Genomic DNA, 19,834 nt, shown 5'->3' with positions numbered 1-19,834 from the left:
TGCACAAGCCTGCAGCGGTGCGCGCATTACACTGACCAGCCTGCGTGTACTGCATCGCAAGCCGATGCAGCACGCGCCGTGCCGGGCAATGCGCGTACCCACTGGAGAGTCGTGATGACCGATACACCGCTACTGGTGGCCTGCCCCAGCTGCGCCGCAATGAACCGGCTGCCGCCCTCGCGGCTGCGCGATGCGCCCAAGTGCGGCAGCTGCCATACCGCCTTGTTCCTTGGCACGCCGGTGGCGCTGTCGTCGGCGGATTTCGATAAACATGCGGTACGTAGCGAACTGCCGCTGCTGGTGGATTTCTGGGCCCCCTGGTGCGGGCCGTGCCTGAGCATGGCGCCGCAGTTTGCCGCGGCCGCCGCCAGCCTGGAGCCGCAGCTGCGCCTGGCCAAGGTCGACACCGATCTGCATCCGGTACTGGGCACGCGGTTTGGGATCCGCAGCATCCCCACCCTGCTGATCCTGCGCAACGGCAAGGAACTGGCCCGCCAGTCCGGCGCCATGGGCAGCACACAGATCATCGCCTGGGCGCGTTCGGTGCTTTCCAGCCACTGAAGTCCATGCAAGCGGATGCGTGCTGCATGCTGTGCCTGCGTGCGTTGTGACACATGCGCGCGTCAGGCCATAACGTCGATCAGCGGCCGGCCAACTGGCAGCAGCACATTGATCCACGCGCAGGTTGCACGGTGAGCCCTTTGCACGCTGCAAGCCGTTTGAACGCAGTGCGGCGGCTCATGGCCGCCGCACTGCTTACAGCGCAAACGCTTTCGCTTACTGCCAGTTGACGTTGACCGACACGCCCACAATGCGCGGCTCGTTGTAGACCGCGGCCATGTAGTTCTCGATCACGCCCTTGACGTTCTTTTCGTTGGTGATGTTGCGCGCAAATGCCGCCACTTCCCACGCGCCATAGCCACCGGTGTAGCCCAGCTTGAGCCCGCCCTCGAAGTTACCGTCGGCGCGGAACTCGGTGGAGTCGTACAGCACAAAGCTGGTTTCACCCTGCTTATTCCAGTCGGTGGACACGAAGAACGCGCCGTCATTGCCCACCGGAATGTCGTAGCGCGCGGCCAGGTTGAGGTTGTACTTGGGCGCGTTGGGCAGCGGGTTGCCATCGATCTGCGCGAAGGTGTTGGCGCCCACGCGGATGGTGGGGTCGTTGACCGTGCACACCACCACACCGTTGAGCGCACAGGCCTGCGCATACACGCGCTTGTCCTGGATTTCGCTGTGCAGCAGGCTCAGGCCGGCGGTCAGCGACAGGTTGGAGATCGGGCGCCAATCCAGGTCCGCTTCCAGGCCGTAGGCCTTGGCCTTGTCGGCGTTGAACAGCACGCCATTGCCGTCGGCATCGTTGCCGTTGAGCTGGATGTCGTCCACCGTGTAGGTGAAGCCACTGACATTCAGGCGCAGGCGGTTGTCGAACAGGCTGCTCTTGATGCCTGCTTCCCAGGACAGGATGGTTTCCGAATCGGCGGTGGTGAAGTCCGAGTTGAACACCGCGCTGCGGCCCTGAATGGTAGGGCCGCGGAAGCCGCGGGCCACGCGTGCATACACGCTCAGGTCCGGGTTGAGTTCGTACATCGCGCTCAGGTCCCAGCTGGGCTGGGTGTCGGACAGGCGCACGTCGCGACGGCCGCGGTAGGTGACCGCGCCGGCAGCGGTGTCGGCGGTCTTGAGCAGGCGGGTTTCCTTGGTGTCCTTGGTCTGGCGGATGCCGGCGGTCAGGGTGAGCGCATCGGTGGCCTTGTAGCTGAGCTGGCCGAAGCCGGCCCAGGAGGTATTGGTGTTGCGCAGGCGCACCCAGTTGTTGGGGTTACGCGCGGCGGTCTGCAGGAAATAGGCGCGCTGGTAGAAATCGGTGGTGTCGCGGCCATCGAAATAGAACCCGCCCACCTGCCACTGCAGCGCGTCATCGCCCACGCTGGCCAGGCGCAATTCCTGGGTGTACTGGTCGAGGTCACGGATCTGCCCCATCGACTGGCCAAACCCGTTCGGCACGCCGTTGACCGGATAATTGGCCGCCGCGCCGCCATCGGTGTCGCCACGGCTGTAGCCGGAGGTGGTTTCGTAGGCGCTGATGGAGGTGAGCGACACGCCGCCGAAGTCGTAGGCCGCCTTGATCGAGCCGCCATCGGTCTTGTACGCCTGCGGGTTGTCGTGCGCTTCGTCGTAGGCCACGCGGTCGCGCGGCACATCCACCTTGTCGCTGCCCCGGGTCACCGCATTGCGCAGGAACAACGTGGACGTACCGTCGTAATCACGCGTGTGTGCGGACGCCAGCACCGAGAATTCCTCGCTGGGCTTGAGCAGCAGCTGCAGGCGCGCGTTGCGGTCGTTGTAGCCGCCCATCGCGTCCTTGCGCGGCGTGCGCGTGCCGTCGGCGCTGCTGCCGGCGAAGGTGTTGTCCACCCAATCGTCGCGGTGCTGGTACAACGCCGACACGCGGAACGACAGCACATCGTTGATCGGCCCGCCGAAGCCGCCATCCAGCGAGATGGTGTTGTAGCTGCCGTAGCTGGCGTTGACGCGCCCGGTGTAGGTATCGCTGGGTTTGACGGTGTCGAACTTGACGATGCCGGCCGTGGTATTGCGGCCGAACAAGGTGCCTTGCGGGCCGCGCAGCACTTCCACCTGGTCCACGTCGTAGACGGGGTTGGACTTGAGTACCACGTGCTCCAGCACCACGTCGTCCTGGATGATCGACACCGGCTGCGAGGCACCGAGATAAAAGTCGATATTGCCCAGGCCGCGGATATAGAAGCGCGGGAAGATGCGCCCGGTGGTGGTTTCCGCATAGAAGCCCGGCACCCGGCCGGACAGCGCCAACAGCGTGTCGTCGCCACCGGCGGTGTACTCGCGCATCGCCGCGCCCTGCACCACGCCCACCGACACCGGCACGTCCTGCAGATTCTGCTCGCGGTGTTCGGCGGTCACCGTCACCGTGTCCAGCGCGGTCGGGCTGGCTTCGCCCTGGCTTGTCGGCGCCTGTTGCGCGGCCGCGCCGGTGGCCACCGATGCAAGCAGCAATGCGGCGCAGGCGCGTGCCAGCGGCGTACGCTGCAGCCCGGCGCTGGAGCGCGTCACGCTGCGTGCGGCAAGGGAGGACAGGGAAGAGGCAACAGGCGAGTACAGCGACATGCGAGGGTGATCCTTGGGTGGTTGGCGCGTGGTTGCGTCCGTTCGGCGTGCGCAAGCCGTTGGAGGCGCCGTGTGGCGCCGCGCGCACGATATGTCAACGATGTTGCAGCTCTATGGCAGCGATGCCGTCCGCGATGCGTCGCTCAGTACGCGCCTCCAGCCATTCCGGCCGGCACGCCTGGCATGGCAAACCGTCATGCCGGCACTGCGGGCGGGCTGTCATGCTTGGCAGCGCGCCGGCACACCGTCCAAGGCGCCGCGCTAACAGGGGGAAATGCTGTGAGACGACTGCGATGGATGTGTGGCATGGCGCTAGCCATGGCCTGCCAGATGGCGATGGCCGGCACGGCGTTGGTCACCCAGGTGGACTACCAGGGCGATGACGGCGGCGCGGTGCCCACTGATGCGCAGTACCGCAATCCGGTGCTGGCCGGCTTCTATCCGGACCCGTCGGCGATCCGCGTCGGCAACGCGTTTTATCTGGTCACTTCCAGCTTCGGGTATTTCCCGGGCCTGCCGGTGTTCAAGAGCAGCGATCTGGTGCACTGGACCCAGATCGGCAATGCCATCGATCGCCCCGGCCAGATCAACTACGGCAACGACGCGCTCACCCGCGGCCTGTTCGCCGCCAGCATCAGCCACCATGACGGCACGTTCTACATCGCCAACACCTGTTTCTACTGCGATCGCGGCAATTTCCTGATCACCGCCAAGGACCCGGCCGGGCCGTGGTCGGATCCGATCTGGCTGGACGCCAAGGGCATCGACCCGTCGCTGTTCTTCGACGACGACGGCAGCGCCTGGCTGGTCAACAACGATGTGCCGGCCGGCAAGTTGCGCTACGACGGCCACCGCGCCATCTGGTTGCAGCAACTGGATCTGCAACGCATGAAGCTGATCGGCCCGCGCCAGGTGATCGTGGATTCCGGCTTCCAGCCGGCCAGCAATCCCGAGCACATCGAAGGCCCGCATCTATTCCGGCGTGACGGCTACTACTACCTCACCGCGGCCGAAGGCGGCACCGGCGAGCAGCACGCGCAGATGATCTACCGCAGCCGCCAGATCGCCGGCCCCTACGAGCCCTGGTCGGGCAACCCCGTCCTGACCCAGCGCGACCTCGACCCGGCGCGCCCGGCCCCGATCACCTCCGCGGGCCATGCGCAGTTCGTGGAACTTGCCGATGGCAGCTGGTGGGCGGTGTTCCTGGCCACCCGCCCGTACCGCGGCAACCACTACACGCTGGGCCGCGAAACCTTCCTGCTGCCGGTGCAATGGCGCGATGGCTGGCCGCTGGTGTTGCCGCATGGCAAGGCGATCCCGTCGGTGGCCACGCGCCCACCGCTGCCGGCCGGCACGCAGGCCACGCCGACCAGCGGGCCGATGCACTGGAGCGAGCGCTTCGATGGCGCGCGCGTGCCGATGCAGTGGATGACCATCCACCCGCCACGCCAGCCGTGGTTGGCCACCGGCCCGACCGGCCTGCGCATCACCCCGTCGACCGTCGCGCTGGGCACCGAAGGCGCGGGCCAGCCCGCCTATCTCGGCCACCGCCTGCAGCACCATCACGCCACGCTGGTGGCCAGCGTGGACGGCAGCGACCTATCCGTTGGCGAACAAGCCGGGCTGGCGGTGGTCGCCAAAGAAAGTCATTTCCTGGCCGCCATGCTGGTGCGCGAGACCGCCGGCAATGCGGTGGTGCTGTACCGCCGCGCCGGCACGCAAGAGCCATCCACCGGCGTGGTCCTGGCGCGCATGCCGCTGCCTGCGGTCACGCAAACGGTGACGCTGCGCGTTGCGCTGGATGCGGCAACGGTGCACGTGGATTTCGCGGTGGGCGACGGGCAATGGCAGACCTTGCTTGAACACGGCGACGCCAGCCTGCTCAGCACCGAAACCGCCGGCGGCTTTCTTGGCGCCACCTTCGGCCCGTACGCCTACAGGCCGTAAGCCCAGGCCGTAAGCCGTGGTACCGGCCTGCTGCCGTTCTCGGCGGCAGGCATGGCGCGTCATTGATGCATCAACACACGCAGCGCAGCGCTGCCATCAGCCCAGCATGCGGCTGACGGTATTGAGGAGGTCGTTGAGGCTGAAGGGCTTGGGCAGCAGCGCCATGCCCTCGGCAAGGAATTCCTGCCGGGTGGCCGCATTTTCGGCGTAGCCGGTGATGAACAGGATCGGCAACCCGGGGCGCAGATCACGCGCCACATCGGCCATGTCGCGCCCGTTCATGCCGGGCAGGCCGACGTCGGACACCACCATGTCGATGTGTGCATCGGCGCGCAGCTGCGCGAGCGCGCCATCGGCGTTTTCGGCCTCGATCACGTGGTACCCGGCATCGCTGAGCACCTCGCTCACCATCATGCGCACCACATCGGTGTCGTCCACCAGCAAGATGCGCTGCGAGCGCCCACGCGGCGCATTCGGCGGCGGCGGTGGCAATGCCTCGCCCACCGTCAGCCCGCGCGGCAACAACAAGGCCACCGTGGTGCCGCTACCCAGCGTGCTGGTGATGCGTGCGGTGCCGCCGGACTGGCGCGCAAACCCGTAGGTCATCGACAAGCCCAGCCCGGTGCCCTCGCCGATCGGTTTGGTGGTGAAGAACGGTTCGAACACCTGGCTCAGGATCGCCGGATCGATGCCGCTGCCGTCGTCGATCACGTTCACCGCGACATAGTCGCCGTCCTCCAGCTCCGGGTCGTTGTAGGCGGTGTGCGGCGCGCTCTGGATGCGGATGGTGCCGTGGCCCTGCAGCGCATCGCGTGCATTGATGACCAGGTTGAGCACCACGTTTTCCAGTTGATTGGCATCGGCGATCGCCACCAGCGGCGCCTCCGCCAGCTGCAGTTCCAGCGCGATGTTTTCGCCGATCGAACGGCGCAGCATGTCTTCCAGCGAGCGCACCCGCGCATTGACGTCGAACGGCTGCGCATCCAGCGACTGCTTGCGTGCAAACGCCAGCATGCGCTGGGTCAGCGCGGCAGCGCGGTGGGCCGAGCCGGTAGCGATTTCCGCCAGCCGTGGCACGCGTTCGATGCGGTTGGATTCCACCGCCAGCTGGATCATGTCCAGGCCGGAAATGATGCTGGTCAGCAGGTTGTTGAAGTCGTGCGCGATGCCGCCGGTGAGCTTGCCCAGCGCTTCCATCTTTTGCGCCTGCAGCAACTGGATTTCGGTGCGTTGGCGCTCGGCAATCTGATGCGCCAGCTCGGAGGTGGCGGTATCCAGTTCCTGGCGTTGCTCGCGCTCGCGCAGGCGTTGCTCGGTGACGTCTTCGACAAACAGCAGGCCCAGGTCCGGTTCGCGGTACGGCGACACCCGCCATTCGGTCTCGCGCACCACGCCATCGCGCAGGATCGACAAGGTCCCGCTCCAGCGCTCGCGCCGGCCCAGTGCGGCGGTCAAGGCCTGCACGGTGGCGCACTGGTCCAGGCCGGGCACGTTGATCGCCTCGCACGGGGTGGCGCTACCGATCAGCCGCTGAAACGCCGCATTGGCCTCCTGCGTGTGCAGCTGCGCATCGACCACCGCGATCGGCGCGCCGATGTGCTCGAAGATTTCGCGAAAGCGCGCCTCGCTGAGCCGCAGCGCTTCTTCGGCATTGCGCGCGCGCAGCAGCGTGCGCAAGGTGGCGACCAGCACGTTGGGATCGACCGGATGGATCAGGTAGGCATCGGCGCCGGCGTCCAGGCCGGTGATCATGTCACCGGTGGCAATCGAGGCCGCCGACACGTGCACCACCGGCAGCAGCGCGGTACGCGGCTCGGCGCGCAGCGTACGCACGATGTCGAAGCCGCTCATGTCCGGCAGGTTGACGTCCAGCACCACAGCGGCGAATGCCTCGGCGGCCAGGCGCACCAGCCCCTCGCCACCGGTGCCGGCTTCTTCGACCACGAACTGGTGGTGTTCGAGCACGCGCCGCACCGAATAGCGGGTCACCGCGTTGTCGTCCACTACCAGAATCCGATGACTGCTAGGCAAGACCATCCTCCTGCTGCGGCACCAGCGTCACCGGCAATACCACAAAAAATTCCGAGCCCTGCCCGACCACGCTGTGGATGCCCACGGTGCCGCCCAGCAACTCGGCAAAGCGCTTGCAGATCGACAGGCCAAGGCCGGTGCCGGTGAGGCGCTTTTGCAGTGGCGAATCCACCTGCACGAAATCCTCGAACAGCGCGTCGTGCAGTTCGGCCGGGATACCAATGCCGGTGTCCTGCACGCTGAAGCGCACGTGGGTGTCGCCCTGCAGTTGCGCGAAAACGCGCACATGGCCTTGCGGGGTGAACTTGAGCGCGTTGGAAATGAAGTTGCGCAGGATCTGCGCCAGCTTCTTGTCGTCGGTGTAGAGCATCGGCAACACCGGCGGATCTTCGAAGATCAAGGTGGTGCGGCTGGCGTCGGTGAGCGGGCGGAACATGCCGCGCAAGGCCGCGAACAGATCCATCAGATCGAACCAGCCCGGTGAGATGGTGACCCGCCCGGCTTCGATCTTGGCCAGGTCCAGCAGGTCGTCCACCATCTCGCTGAGCTCGCGGGTGGACGCGCTGACAAAGCGCACCTGCTTGAGTTGCTCGGCATTGAGCGGGCCGTCCATGCCGTCTTCCAGCAGCCGGGTGATGCTCAGGATCGAGCCCAGTGGCGTGCGGAATTCGTGGCTCATGTACGACAGGAACCGGCTCTTGAGCTCGGACACGTCGCGCAATTGCTCAGCCTGCTGATCCAGCTCGGCATACAGCGCCAGCACGCCCTGATTGGTTTCGTCCAGTTCCTCGCGCAGCGCCTGATTCTGCTGGCGCAAGCTCTCCAGCTCGGCCATCGCGTCGATGGCGGGAACCTCATTTGCGTGACTCATGACATGCCTCCCAAGCGCATGACAAACACACTGCTATCGTCGCGGCCGCGGTCGTGATCGCGCACCAGCAGTGCAGCGATGATGCGCGGATGGCGCGACAGCAGCCCCGGATGGTCGCGCAGATTCCAGCGCGATTGCAGCCCGTCGCTGTGCATCACCAGCAGCTTGCCGGTGGCCTGTGGAAAATCGAATGGCTGCGCCTTGCGGAACTGCACGCCCACGATGCCCGGATGCGAGGGCATGCCGCGCACGCCATCGCCGTCGCAGAGCGCGGCTGCGATATTGCCCACGCCGGCAAAGCGGACCTGCCCGCTGCGGCTGTCGAACTGCGCCACCGCCACCGCGCCGCCACGCGTGCCGGACATGGCGGCATGCAGGCGCGTGACCCGCTCGCCGGGCTCGCCGGTGGCTGCCGCGGCCGCGCGGGTGCCGGCGTCTGCCGCCTCCGCTGCACCGGCGCCGTGGCCCAGCCCGTCGATCACCGTTACCGTGGCACGCGCCTCGCGGATCTCCAGATGCCAGGCATCGCCGCACACGGTTTCGTTGTGGATCGGCACACGCAGCGCGCCGTACGCCAGGTCCTGGTCAGCGCTTTGCTGCGCAAACACACGCGCCACCACAATGGCGCCCTTAGCATCCGAATAGGCATCCAGCAGCTGCGCCTGGCGGTGGATCGCGCCGAGCCCGGTGCCCGGCGTGCCGGAGGTGGAATAGCCATCGCGCAGACACTGCGCAAGCGCAAATCCCGGTCCGTTGTCGAGCGTGCACAACTCCACGCCAACGCCGGCGCGCCCGGCCACCGGCGACAGCTGCACGCAGCCGCCACGCCCATGCTTGAGCACATTGGTGGCCAACTCGGTGGCCACCAGCGCCACGCGCCCACAGCTGGCCTCATCCAGCACCAATGCCTGCGCCAGGGCCACCGCTTCGCGGCGTGCCTGCCCGACCTGGCTTGCGTCGTCTAGACGAATCGACCGGGTCGGCGGACCTGCAAACGTCACTTCCATTTGGTGATGGTGATCCGCGTGCCCTTGCCGGGCGCGCTGTCCAGCACGAAGTCGTCCACCAGCCGACGGCTGCCGGACAGGCCCAGGCCCAGGCCGCTGCCCGAGGTCCAGCCGTCGGTCAGCGCCAGGTCCAGATTGGGGATGCCCGGGCCTTCGTCGCGGAAGGTCAGCTGCACGCCCTTGCGGATGCCGCTCTCCACCAGCGCCCAGTCCATGTCGCCACCGCCGCCGTAGATCACGGTATTGCGCGCCAGTTCGCTGGCCGCGGTGACCAGCTTGGTCTGGTCGACCAGACGCAGGCCGCACTGCACCACCAGCTTGCGCACGGTCTGCCGCGCCATCACCACGTCCTGCTCGGTACGCACCGGTTGCGAGCCAGCCGGCGTGCTCATGGATCGAGCACAGGTTGCTGTAGCAGCCGCATGCCGCGTTCGACATTCAAGGCGGTGCGCACGGTGGGCAGGGTCAACCCCAGCTCAACCAGCGTGATCGCCACCGCCGGCTGCATGCCCACCACCACGGTCTTGGCATCCATGATCGCCGCCAGCCCGGAGATGGTGCTGATCATGCGGCCGATGAAGGAGTCGACGATGTCCAGCGCGGAGATGTCGATCAACACGCCGCGCGCGGAGGTGGCGCTGATCTTTTCCGACAGGTCTTCCTGCAGGGTCAGCGCCAGCTGGTCGTGCATGTCCACCTGGATGGTGACCAGCAACAGATCACCCATCCGCAGGATCGGAATGCGCTCCATGTCAGCCCGCCTTGCTCACGGTCACGCCGGTGCGCTTGAGCGCCAACGCCAATGCATCGGCCAGGTTGGCCTTGGTCACGATGCCCTGCAGATCCAGGCCCAGATGCACGATGGTCTGCGCAATCTGTGGGCGCACGCCGCTGATGATCGCATCGGCGCCCATCAGGCGGATGGCGGTGACGGTCTTGAGTAGGTGCTGGGCAACCAGGGTGTCCACGGTGGGCACGCCGGTGATGTCGATGATGGCGATCTCCGAGCCGGTATCGACAATGCGCTGCAGCAGCGATTCCATCACCACCTGGGTGCGCTGCGAATCCAGCGTGCCGATCATCGGCAGCGCCAGCACGCCTTCCCACAGCTTCACCACCGGGGTGGATAGTTCCAGCATCTCTTCCTGCTGGCGCGCAATGATGTCTTCGCGGGTTTTCTGGAACGCCTTGATGGTGTGCAGGCCCAGCGCGTCCATCAACTCGGACAGCGCCCACAGCTGATGGCCAAGTTCTTCCGGCGTATCGGCATATTCGCGCTGCACCAGTTCAAACAACACGCGCTTGAGCGAGAAGATGAAGTTGGCGGTTTCCTGCGAATCGAAACCACGAGTAGCGCGGTCACGCGAAAGGTTCTCCAGGAACCGGCGCACTTCGCTCCATTCGGCACTGTCCAGGCTGCTGCCGCCGTCCTTCAACGAAGCCGCCAGCAGACGCAGAAAGTCGGCGCCCTGCGCCTGTGCATCCTTGTGCGAAATGCGCGCATCAGCGGTCAGGCTGGAGCCCAGCCATGCCGACAACAAGCCGCCTTCCTGGCCACGAATCGCATCGATCGTGCGCTGCTGCAATGCCACCATGAGATCACCCGTCGAGTAGTAGTAAACGATGACGTGGCATGCGAGCTGGACTGCGCCCGAGTCGGCGCGGCGCCCCCACGCCGAAGCGCTGCAGATTAAAGCAATTCAGGTTTGCCAACCAGACACGAACCTGTAGCGGTCATTTGGATCGCTCCAGGCCAGTTTGACATTGCTCCAGAGCGCTGAACGTGCGCCGGGCCACGGCTGGGGAATTCGGGATTCGGGATTCGGGATTCGGGATTCGGGATTCGGGATTCGGGATTCGCAGGCTGTCGCTGCGTGGGTGTGGTGGCTACTGCGGCGTGTTGGTGATAGCGCAAACGCTGTCGATGCAGAAGAGCGTGGCATTAGCGCGAGAAATGTCGTACCAGTCGCCGCGAGATCACACGCAAGCGTTACGCTGCCATTTCGCGTGCGCGCCCAAGCCACGCGAACATTCCGCTGTTTCTGCAGACTCAATGATGCCAGCTTGAGCGTCAAAAAAATTCCAGGGTCATCGCGGTTACCGGGCTAAAGACATCAGCGCCCGCATTGCGCTCCCCTACTAAAAAAACGGCGCGCCACGAGAACCGCAGCGCGCCGTGATGACTAGTGGTCTTACAGACCGTAGCGCTCGATCGCCTGCATATGCGGAGTGGTGTCCTGGTCGCAGGCTTCGGCAAGCCGCATCCAGCACATGCGGTGCGGCCAGCCGGCCGTCGCCATCACCAGCGCGCGGTGCAGTTCCAGCGGTGGCACTGCCTCCGGCAAGGCCACGGTGAACAACACGCCCGGCAATCCGGACTGCGGGTCTTCCGCATCGAAGGCGTCTGCGTTGTCTGGATCGATCAGGCGATAGTCGTCGCGGCTGTGCACCCACAGCGTCCACCCACGCGCTTCAATGTCCTTGCGCAAGGCGTCGATCGCCGGCTCGCCCGGATGCACGCCATCCACCAGCCAGCTGTTGCCGTAACCACCGGCCTGCAGCACATGCACCTGCGGATAGGTCGGCACGAAGCGTTCACGTTCGGCTTCATCCTCCGGCGGCGGATACACCAGCTCCGCGTCGAACACTACCCAGTCGCCCACGTGCTGGCGGCGCTGCGACGGCGCATTTTCAACGATGCGTGCGGTCACCGGCCCGGTGCGGCGCGCGTAATACTCGGCCACTTCGCCGTCTTCGATGCAGCGGATGATCACCCAGCCCCAGGTTTCCTCGACCACGCCACTGGTGCTGCTCAACTCCATGCCGATCGCCTGCGCGGAGGCACGTACCGCTTCCCAATCCTGCGCCGCACTGGCGGCGGTCATGTGGTCCCAATACGCCGAGCGTGGTTCTTCCAGTAGTTCAATCAGCTGCCGATAGACGTCGGCCGCCTCGGCGAAACGCCCGGTGTTGAGGTACATGCGCGCCAACAGCCCGCGCGCACCGTGCGAGCTCGGCGAGAGCGCCAGCAATGCGGTGCAGGCCTGCTCCAGCGCGGGCCAGTCGGCCAGCCGCTGTGCCAGCTGCGCCTCGCACCACAACGCCGCCACCGGCACCTGCGCGCGATACAGCTGCGCCAGGCGGCGCACGCCGGCCTCGTCGCCACGGCCCAGCAAGAGATTCATCAGCCGGAAGGTGGGGCTGGTTTCGCGATCGGCGTGCCGCTGCACGAACTGCCACAGCAAGGCGATCGCGTCTTCATCGGCCGCGCATGCGCTCAAGGCCGATGCGGCGGTGTCCACCAGTTCGGCATCGTCGGGCCGCTCGGCCACTGCCTGCAGCAACCACTGCGCTTCCTGTTCCGGATTGCGCGCGGCTTCCTGGTCTTGCGCGGACAACCACGCCAGCAACTGGTCGGCGGGCGCCGGCGGCGGCGCGCTCACCGGCGCCGCATCGATGCGTGCGGCCAAGGTGTTCAGCAACTCGGTGGCGCCACGGTCCAGCCGCAACTTGGGCACGTGCGCGCGGGCCAGTGCCAGGTGCCGGCGCGCGGTCCACACCGCGCCGCGCTGCAAGGCCATCCCGATTGCAAGCTCCGCTGCTTCGATCAAGATGCGGTGCGCACCCACCTGCGCGTAGTGGTCCAGCATGGTCTGCACGCGGCTGCCCAGATCCCAGCTGTTGCGCTCGGGCGCGCGCGACACCAGCACCGCCACCGCACGCAACCAGTGCAGGCGATAGCGCGGCGCCACATCGCGCCACGGCAGCAGCGCCTGCATGGCCTCTTCGTCGCGCCCCAACAAGGCCAGCGCGCGGGTTTTCTGCAACTGACGCGGCTGGCTGCAGTTGGCCCACTCGGCGCCTTCGCGCGCGGCCTCGCGTTCGCGCTGTTCGACCAGTTCCAGCGCCTCGGCAGCGCGGCCCAGCGCCAGCAGGATGGAGATACGCATGTCCGGCACGCCGTCGTAGATCTCGCCGCCGTGCGCCAGGATGGTTCCCGACTGCTGCTCCAGATACGCCAGCGCCGCATCGCCGCGGCCATCGTCGAGCAAGGCGTCGGCCTTTTCGCAGCTCAGGCACTGGTAGCACGACCAGCTGGGGTCGATGCGCGCCAGGGTTCCTTCGCACACCTCGATGCGCTCTTCCACCCAGCCCGGGCCATCGATGTTGGCGTAACACGCCGCCAGGTCCTGGGTGACACACACCGACTGTGGGCATTCCACCGCATCGGGGCGGTGTGCGCGTTCGAACAGCGACACCGCATCGCCCAACGCACGTTCGCCCTCGCACAGGTTGCCCACCCGGTTGCGCATTTCCCAATGTCCGACGAACACCTCCAGCCACGGGTTGGCCAGGGTCTTGCCCAGCGCGCGCGCCTCCGGCAACAGCGCCTCGGCGCGCTCGATCTGCAGATCGCAGATGTGATCGGTCAAGCGTGTCAGCAGCTGCGCATTTTGCGGCTGCCCGGCTTCGCCCAGATCGTCCTGCAGTTTTTCCACCCAGTTCCAGATTTCCATAACGCGTCCTTTGATCCGGCGCTCAGCGCGCCAGCAAGTGGGTGACAGCCGCGGCAAAATCGCCGAAGGCCCGATTCAACGCAGACACACCTGCCTCTGCTTCGGCCGCACCCGGCGTCTGCTGGGTGCGGCCCTGCGCGGCAACGATCACTTTGAGCGAACGCAGCAAACGCGCGGCGACGGCTGCCTGCGGGTTGCCCGCGCGGTGCGCGGCCAGCAGCGACTGCAAGGCGGGGTTGTCCAGATTCAGATACAGCCGCTGGGTCTGTTGCGACTCGATGCGCGCGGTGAACTGCCGCGCCAGGCGCAAGGCCGCGGTCGAGACGCGCTTGTCGTTCTCGTCCTGTTCCAGGCGCCGCTTGAGCTCCGCCTCACGGTCGGGCACCACCACCAGCGGCAGTTCCTCCGGGCTGAAACGGGCCGGCACCAGGGCCTCGCCATCGCCCAGGTGCTGCTCCAGCCAGGCCAGTTCGTCGGCAGGCAGGCTATCCAGATGGAACAGTTGCCGATTGCCTTGTTCGGTGCCCAGTTCGACCAAGCGCACGCCCTTGGCCTGCGCCCAGCGGCGCAGAAACGGCACCACCGCATAGCGGTTGCCATAGGCCACCGGCACGCCCATGGCGCGGAACAGCATTTCCTCGAAGCCGGCGTCGCTGTCCAGGATCACGTGCACCGCGCCACGCGCCGGTAGTTGCTGCGCCGGCAAATCGCCTTGCAAGGTGGGCACGCGCACGTGTTCCATCAACAATTCGAACAGGCGCTCGTCGCACAACGCCGCGCCCAGCAGCGCTTCGTTGTGACGGAGCAGGATGCGGCGCCATGCCTCCGGCTGCTGACGCGCGACCTCGGCCAGACCTTGCACCAAGGCTTCGGAGAGTGCGTGTTGCACTGCGCTGTACACCGCATCGCGCTGCAAATCTTCGCGGCTGGCAGTGGGCGTCAAGCGGTTGGATTCGATCACCCCACCGATGAAGCCGGCCCACGGCGGCAGCAATTCGCGCGCGTTGTCATCGAGCAACATGCCACGCAAAAACACCGACAGATTGCGGTTATCGCTGGTGCCGTAGGTCGCCCCATCCTGTACCCACAACAGACCGACTGCATCGCTGCCTTCGTCGCTGCGCACCGGCATGCAGCACAACGGCTCGAAGTTGCGCTCGAAGCGCGCGGCAAATTCGCGCTGGCGGCGCCAGGCCTGCACCGGATGCAACGGCACCGCATCGACCATGCGCCACGGCGGTGGCTCCGGATTGATCGGCTGCGCATCGCGGCCAATCTGGATCGGCTCGCGCAACAGCGCGCAGTACTGCGACAGGATCTCGCGCAGGCGGCCCTCCTGGGCCAACGGCAGGTAATCCGGATGCAGCTCCAGCACCACCTCGGTGCCGACCTGCGCACGTGCGGCAATCGGGCTCACCGTGTATTGCTCGGCATTGCTGGACACATAGCAATGGCCCAGCGTCGGCGTCTGATACGAGGTGGTGCGCACGGTGACCCGCCGTGCCAGTACGAATGCCGACAGGAAGCCCAGCCCGAACATGCCGATCAGGCCGCTGTCTTCATGCCCGCTCTGACGCAGGCCGCGGGTGTAGCCCACGCCCACGGTGGCCAGGTAGTCGTGGATCTCCTGCTGGGTCAGCCCGGCGCCGGTATCGATGATGCGCACGATGCCCTGGGCGGGATCGCCATGCACTTCGATCAGCGACGCACCATCCCACTCCGGCTGCTCCAGGCGCCGGCGCAGGATCGAGTCGTGCGCGTTCTGCACCAGTTCGCGCAACGCGACCACCGGCGTCGAATACAAATGCTTGCTGAGTACGGACATGAGCCCGTTGAGATCGACGCCTGCGCGGCGGATCTGCGAGGCGTCCGTCGCCTCATTGATGGGATCTTGCATGATCGGTCGTCGTGTCCTTGGTGGCCGCGTCCATCCTCGGACACGCCTGCCTGGGTGGCAATGCGAGCCGGAAAGGATAGCCGCAAGCCACGGCCCGCGCACGCACGCGCCGCGCCGGCGGCACAGGCCGGCCTTCTCAGGCAACAGATCCCAGCGTTACATTCATCGTTACATACGTGCCGGGCATTCCAGGCCCGGCAGCACCACCTTGCAAAGCGCTGCAAAACGGCCGGATTTGCCGGCAAAAACTGCAAACGTCACGCCTGCTTCGTGCAAGCGCGCTGCGCATAAACGCCGGCTGAGCCAACGTCCGGCACAGCGCGACCAGGGGGCGCATCGCCGCCGCGTGCCACCCCTCTACCCGCTCACCGCTGCCCTGCATTGCTGCAGGGCAGCGTCCTGCTTAGCGTTGCAGGGTTTCCATCGGCGCTTCATTGAAATGCTGGCGATAGCCCTTGGCCAGCGCCGAGCGACTGCCCACACCCCAGCGGCTCGCCGCCTGCAGCACGCCGCCACAACCGCCATCGGCCAGCAGTTCGTCGCGGATGCCCTGCATGCGATACCGGCGCAGCACCTGGGTCGGCGACAAGCCGGTCGCTGACTTGAAGGCCTGTTGCAGCGCACGCCCGGTCACCCCGATCTGCGCGGCCACCTCGTTGATCGACAGGTCCGATCGATGCGCATTGGTGATCATGTACGCGTAGGCACGCCGGTACTTGGCCGGCAGGCGGGCGGAAATGTCATCGCTGACATGCGCCGGTGTGCCGCTTTCCAGCAACCGTGGCGCCTGAACTTCGCTGCGCAGGCATTGCACCGCACCCAGGGCGTAGCGGTTGTAGAGCAGCAAGGCCTGCTCGGCACGTCCCACGGCTTGGCTGATCTTGGCCTGGCAATACTCGAACTCCAGGTTCCAGCGCGGCGCGTGATGGCGCCCGGCACCGGCCAGCGCGCGTTCGGCCAGGTCCGCACGCCCAACCGCCAGTGCGGCCAACGCCAGCTCCACCTGCGCATCCTGCCGCGCGCATGGCGGGCAGCCGGTGGCCGCTGCGGGCAAGGCATCGATCTGCGCGTCGAAGCCGAAGGTGTCTCCACCGGCAATGCGCAGCAGATTGCGCACATGGCGCATGCGCTGCGCCAGCACCGGCATGCTCTCGGACAGATCGGCGATACAGGCACGCAGCTCGCTGGCCTCGAAGGTATGCGCGGCATCTTCCTGACGCAGCGTGGCCTGCCAGAACACGTGGTCGCTCATGCGCTCGCCGCGCCGGATCCGCAGCTGGGCGATCAGGTCCAGACGCAGCGCGCCGACCACACGCGTCCAGTCGGCCGCACCGATCTCCAGCTCGGAAACCACCTCTTGCGCGCGTTCCAGCGTCTGCAGCGCCAGGGTGCTTTGGCCCAGGTGGAAGTGGGTCAGCGCCTTGCCGAGCAGGCTCTCGCCGCACAGCACCGCCGGGGTATCGCGGTCCATGGCCAGTTGCGCAAAGCAATTGAGCGCTGCACTCAGCCGGCGCTGGCTCAACATCAGCCACGCGGTGTTGCGGCACGACAGCAGGCGCAGCTGCCGCTGGTGCCCGCGCATCGCCTTGGACGCCTGCCGATAGCCATCCTCTGCCTCTTCCTGATACTCCAGAATCAACAAGGCATCGGCGCTGGCGCCCAGCAATGCGACTTCGTCGTCGCTGCCATCCGGAGCTGCCTGCCCCTCGCGACGTTGCTGGAGGTGCTGCAGACCCTGTGGCCAAGCACCAACAAGCATCCTGCTCGTATAGATCGGAAGACGGTCTGCGTAAGACAACGCAGAGATCGCTGCGAAGTAGGTCGAAAGGATCATGCCGGGCTCTCTGAAGGGGGGGAGCAAAAACAACAAAAGGCGCCGTTGTAGTGGGCGCAAACGATTGTATGCAGCGGATCCAATGGAATTTCTCACTTCGAAGCAGCTAGAAATTCAAAAATTCTCACTCTGTCTTGCAAACAGCGAAGTGGATTCCGCACTTGCGTAGAGACAGCGGCCGGACGATGCGCCGGCGTATCTTGACGGTGCATCGCAAGACGATGCGTGGGCGTACGGATGCTGTATTCGGCACGCAGATGCGCGAAGGCGCGCTAAACATCTGCGATCGCTCGCGCTCAATGTCAAATGGCCGTTAATCCAGTGCAATGCGGGCAGACGCTGTTTTCAACGATTTGCCGGGCCGTCCATAATTACAAGAGCATTTTGTTCAGCGGCGCGATAGTTAAGTCCCTCGAGATATTCTTTCTCGCGCAGGCAGTCAGCAAAATCTCTATACCTTGGTCTACACCTGCACGTTGGCATGGCGCCGCTCCAGCATGGGGTTTTGTGGGCAGCAACCCGACCGAATTAAAACGCCCCAACCAGCCCTATGCGTCAGACGACGATTGCATAACTAGAGAGTAAGAGCTGTGTTGCGGCTAACTGACCACCCGCTAAAGCGGATGGCTCCGCTGATCGGAATTCGCGCTAGGCAACGAAACTTTTCGCCTCCGCAATGGTACATACCATTCGTCTGACGCAGGTCAGATCCCCCCGAAGCGGTCGAGTGATATGGCTATGTGCCTGGATACCTTTAGTAAGCCTGTTGTGCTCAATCCCACGGTCTGGGCTGCGCCCGTACCGCCGGCGTGGGCGCGCGAGTGATGGACGCCGCTGCGAATGACCGCCAAGGATCGGCATTCGTACTGACGCAGGACGCGCGACTGGCATCACAGATCAACGCCAGCCTGGCGACTCTGGTCCCAGAGGTCACCATCTTTTCCGACGAACTCGAACTGCTGCGCTGCCTGCGCCACTCGCCGTGTGAGCTTCTGGTCTTCGATGCCCATTGCGTGGCATCGGACGACAGCTCCCTGCTCGCCTGGCAGCGCTGCCACAGTGGTCACCCCACCCCACTGATTGTGCTGGGCCGTTTCGAATGCCCCGACGACTTGCTTGCCTGGTATCGCGCCGGCGCTCACGAAGTGCTCAGCCTGCCAGTCAACTCGCACGAGTTGCATGTGCGCGCGTCGCTAGCCATCGCGCCCATGGAAACCACCTGCATCCAGGCACAGCAGATCAAGGTGGGCCCGTATCAGCTGCTCCGCGAGAAAAACACGGTGTACCTGCACGAGACCGCGATTGCATTGACCGCGCGCGAGTTCTCCATTGCCTGGCTGTTGTTTTCGAACCCGGGCGTGTGCTTCCGCCGCTGCCAGCTGGCCAAGGCGGTCTGGGGCAGCCATACCGAGTTCACCGACCGCACCATGGAACAGCACATCTACAAGCTGCGCAAGAAACTGCGGCTGTGCAACCACAGTGGCGCGGTGCGCATTCGCACCGTGTATTCGCATGGCTACAAGCTCGAACTGGCGCTGTCGGACGGCAACACGGCGGCACCTTCCAAGGGCATGACGTCCAATACGGTCAATCGCACCGCAGCTTGCTGAGCTGCGGCTGCTCTGCTTGGAGATAATGCAGCGGTACAGGCGTTGCTGACGTCTTGACGGAGCTCGCTAGAGTCTGAGTGTTTGGCTGCACCGGCGCGGCATCATGCGCACGGTCGATGGGCTTCGTTCGTGTTGCGACTGCTCATGAAGACTTGGCCTTCGCAATTAGCACAGAGCGTGCGGCGCTCGAGACAGCAATGTCAGTAATGCGAGGCCCTGCGCCGCATGGAGCAGCGCTTCGGCCGCCATCGTTGCAGCATCGCCGACACCGGAAATATTGGCCATCCCTGCAGAGCGTTGATGGCCAGCAACAAGGCCGCATTCTCGCCAGATCCCCCGCCGCTCCTGATCAAGCTTGCGCCGCATGGCAACCCCCGCTGCTGCCATTGCATTACCGCACCGATGCAAACACCCATAAACGACAACGGCGCCAGGTTTCCCTTGGCGCCGCTGTTTTTTTGCAGTTTAGAAAAACTTACTGCTTCGGGCTCTCGCCGTACTCGTTCGGGCCGGGCGTGCCTTCCAAGCACATAAACACCAACACGATGAAGCCGCCGAGGTAAGGCACCAGGCTGATCAGATAGAACCAGCCGGACTTGCCCTGGTCGTGGAAGCGACGCACGCTCACCGCAATGCTCGGCACCACCATTGCCAGCATCACGATCATCATGATCGCGAAGACCACCCAGGCCAGCGCGCCCGGGCCGTTATCGCCGCCGCCCACTGCCGCTGCGATGCCGAAAAGACCACCCAGCACCAGCAGGATGATGGCCTGCAGCAGCATGAACATCCAATATTCCTTGCGGCGCGAACGACCATTGAAGTCGGCGTAACGCTTGAGCGGCAGCAACATCCATTCCATCGTGAGTCTCCTGGTGACGAGCAATAATCGGTGTGTGTGATCCGGTGCACAGTGCAACGGGCCGCGCATGGTGCCATAGCCGCCGTCTGGTGAAAACGTTTTCTTTACGCT

The 19,834-nt window shown here is 65.4% G+C and carries 14 protein-coding genes; 3 read left to right on the top strand and 11 right to left on the bottom strand.

The window, feature by feature from the left end; translation table 11 throughout:
* Window positions 1–114: 114 nt before the first annotated feature.
* Window positions 115–561, top strand: coding sequence for a thioredoxin TrxC (gene trxC, locus ACCQ01_RS06600; protein WP_011036377.1), 447 nt, complete (start codon window positions 115–117; stop codon window positions 559–561).
* A 216-nt stretch (window positions 562–777) separates the two neighbouring features.
* Here the strand turns inward: trxC and ACCQ01_RS06595 are convergent, their stop codons facing one another.
* A complete protein-coding gene (locus tag ACCQ01_RS06595) occupies window positions 778–3,147 on the bottom strand; it encodes a TonB-dependent receptor (RefSeq protein WP_228433017.1) in 2,370 nt (789 codons plus the stop codon).
* A gap of 297 nt (window positions 3,148–3,444) precedes the next feature.
* Between ACCQ01_RS06595 and ACCQ01_RS06590 the strand changes: the two genes are divergently transcribed.
* A complete protein-coding gene (locus ACCQ01_RS06590) occupies window positions 3,445–5,094 on the top strand; it encodes a glycoside hydrolase family 43 protein (protein WP_228433059.1) in 1,650 nt (549 codons plus the stop codon).
* A 96-nt stretch (window positions 5,095–5,190) separates the two neighbouring features.
* On the opposite strand, the gene ACCQ01_RS06585 is transcribed toward ACCQ01_RS06590, so the two are convergent.
* The 9 genes from ACCQ01_RS06585 to ACCQ01_RS06545 form a co-directional block, all read right to left on the bottom strand.
* Window positions 5,191–7,125, bottom strand: a complete 1,935-nt coding sequence (locus ACCQ01_RS06585) for a PAS domain-containing hybrid sensor histidine kinase/response regulator (protein WP_228418008.1) — start codon at window positions 7,123–7,125, stop codon at window positions 5,191–5,193.
* Window positions 7,118–7,996 carry a sensor histidine kinase gene (locus ACCQ01_RS06580; protein ID WP_228433016.1) on the bottom strand — a complete coding sequence of 293 codons (879 nt, stop codon included), beginning with the start codon at window positions 7,994–7,996 and terminating at the stop codon, window positions 7,118–7,120. The genes ACCQ01_RS06585 and ACCQ01_RS06580 overlap by 8 nt, the downstream gene beginning before the upstream one ends.
* Complete coding sequence (locus ACCQ01_RS06575) at window positions 7,993–9,003, bottom strand: ATP-binding protein (RefSeq protein WP_228433015.1); 1,011 nt, start codon at window positions 9,001–9,003, stop codon at window positions 7,993–7,995. Before ACCQ01_RS06575 ends, ACCQ01_RS06580 begins: the two co-directional genes overlap by 4 nt.
* On the bottom strand, window positions 8,994–9,395 hold the full coding sequence (locus ACCQ01_RS06570; RefSeq protein ID WP_011036370.1) for an anti-sigma regulatory factor: 402 nt from the start codon (window positions 9,393–9,395) through the stop codon (window positions 8,994–8,996). Before ACCQ01_RS06570 ends, ACCQ01_RS06575 begins: the two co-directional genes overlap by 10 nt.
* Window positions 9,392–9,754, bottom strand: coding sequence for an STAS domain-containing protein (locus ACCQ01_RS06565; RefSeq protein WP_011036369.1), 363 nt, complete (start codon window positions 9,752–9,754; stop codon window positions 9,392–9,394). The genes ACCQ01_RS06570 and ACCQ01_RS06565 overlap by 4 nt, the downstream gene beginning before the upstream one ends.
* 1 nt (window position 9,755) lies before the next feature.
* Entirely contained in the window at window positions 9,756–10,598 is an 843-nt protein-coding gene (locus ACCQ01_RS06560) for an STAS domain-containing protein (protein ID WP_050911636.1), read from the bottom strand.
* Window positions 10,599–11,195: 597 nt separating this feature from the next.
* Window positions 11,196–13,520, bottom strand: coding sequence for a tetratricopeptide repeat protein (locus ACCQ01_RS06555; RefSeq protein ID WP_228433014.1), 2,325 nt, complete (start codon window positions 13,518–13,520; stop codon window positions 11,196–11,198).
* A 22-nt stretch (window positions 13,521–13,542) separates the two neighbouring features.
* Entirely contained in the window at window positions 13,543–15,417 is a 1,875-nt protein-coding gene (locus tag ACCQ01_RS06550) for an ATP-binding protein (RefSeq protein ID WP_228433013.1), read from the bottom strand.
* Between the two features lie 403 nt (window positions 15,418–15,820).
* Window positions 15,821–17,176: a helix-turn-helix transcriptional regulator gene (locus tag ACCQ01_RS06545; protein ID WP_228433012.1), complete on the bottom strand. Its 1,356-nt coding sequence runs from the start codon at window positions 17,174–17,176 to the stop codon at window positions 15,821–15,823.
* A gap of 899 nt (window positions 17,177–18,075) precedes the next feature.
* Between ACCQ01_RS06545 and ACCQ01_RS06540 the strand changes: the two genes are divergently transcribed.
* Window positions 18,076–18,861, top strand: coding sequence for a winged helix-turn-helix transcriptional regulator (locus ACCQ01_RS06540; protein WP_192884133.1), 786 nt, complete (start codon window positions 18,076–18,078; stop codon window positions 18,859–18,861).
* A 475-nt stretch (window positions 18,862–19,336) separates the two neighbouring features.
* On the opposite strand, the gene ACCQ01_RS06535 is transcribed toward ACCQ01_RS06540, so the two are convergent.
* Window positions 19,337–19,723 carry a DUF805 domain-containing protein gene (locus ACCQ01_RS06535; protein ID WP_042596793.1) on the bottom strand — a complete coding sequence of 129 codons (387 nt, stop codon included), beginning with the start codon at window positions 19,721–19,723 and terminating at the stop codon, window positions 19,337–19,339.
* Between the last annotated feature and the right edge of the window lie 111 nt (window positions 19,724–19,834).

This window comes from Xanthomonas sp. NCPPB 4037 (assembly GCF_041475695.2).
Classification (GTDB): domain Bacteria; phylum Pseudomonadota; class Gammaproteobacteria; order Xanthomonadales; family Xanthomonadaceae; genus Xanthomonas; species Xanthomonas campestris.
The sequence above is the reverse complement of the archived record's forward strand: the minus strand, read 5'-3'. Positions and strand labels throughout refer to the sequence as shown.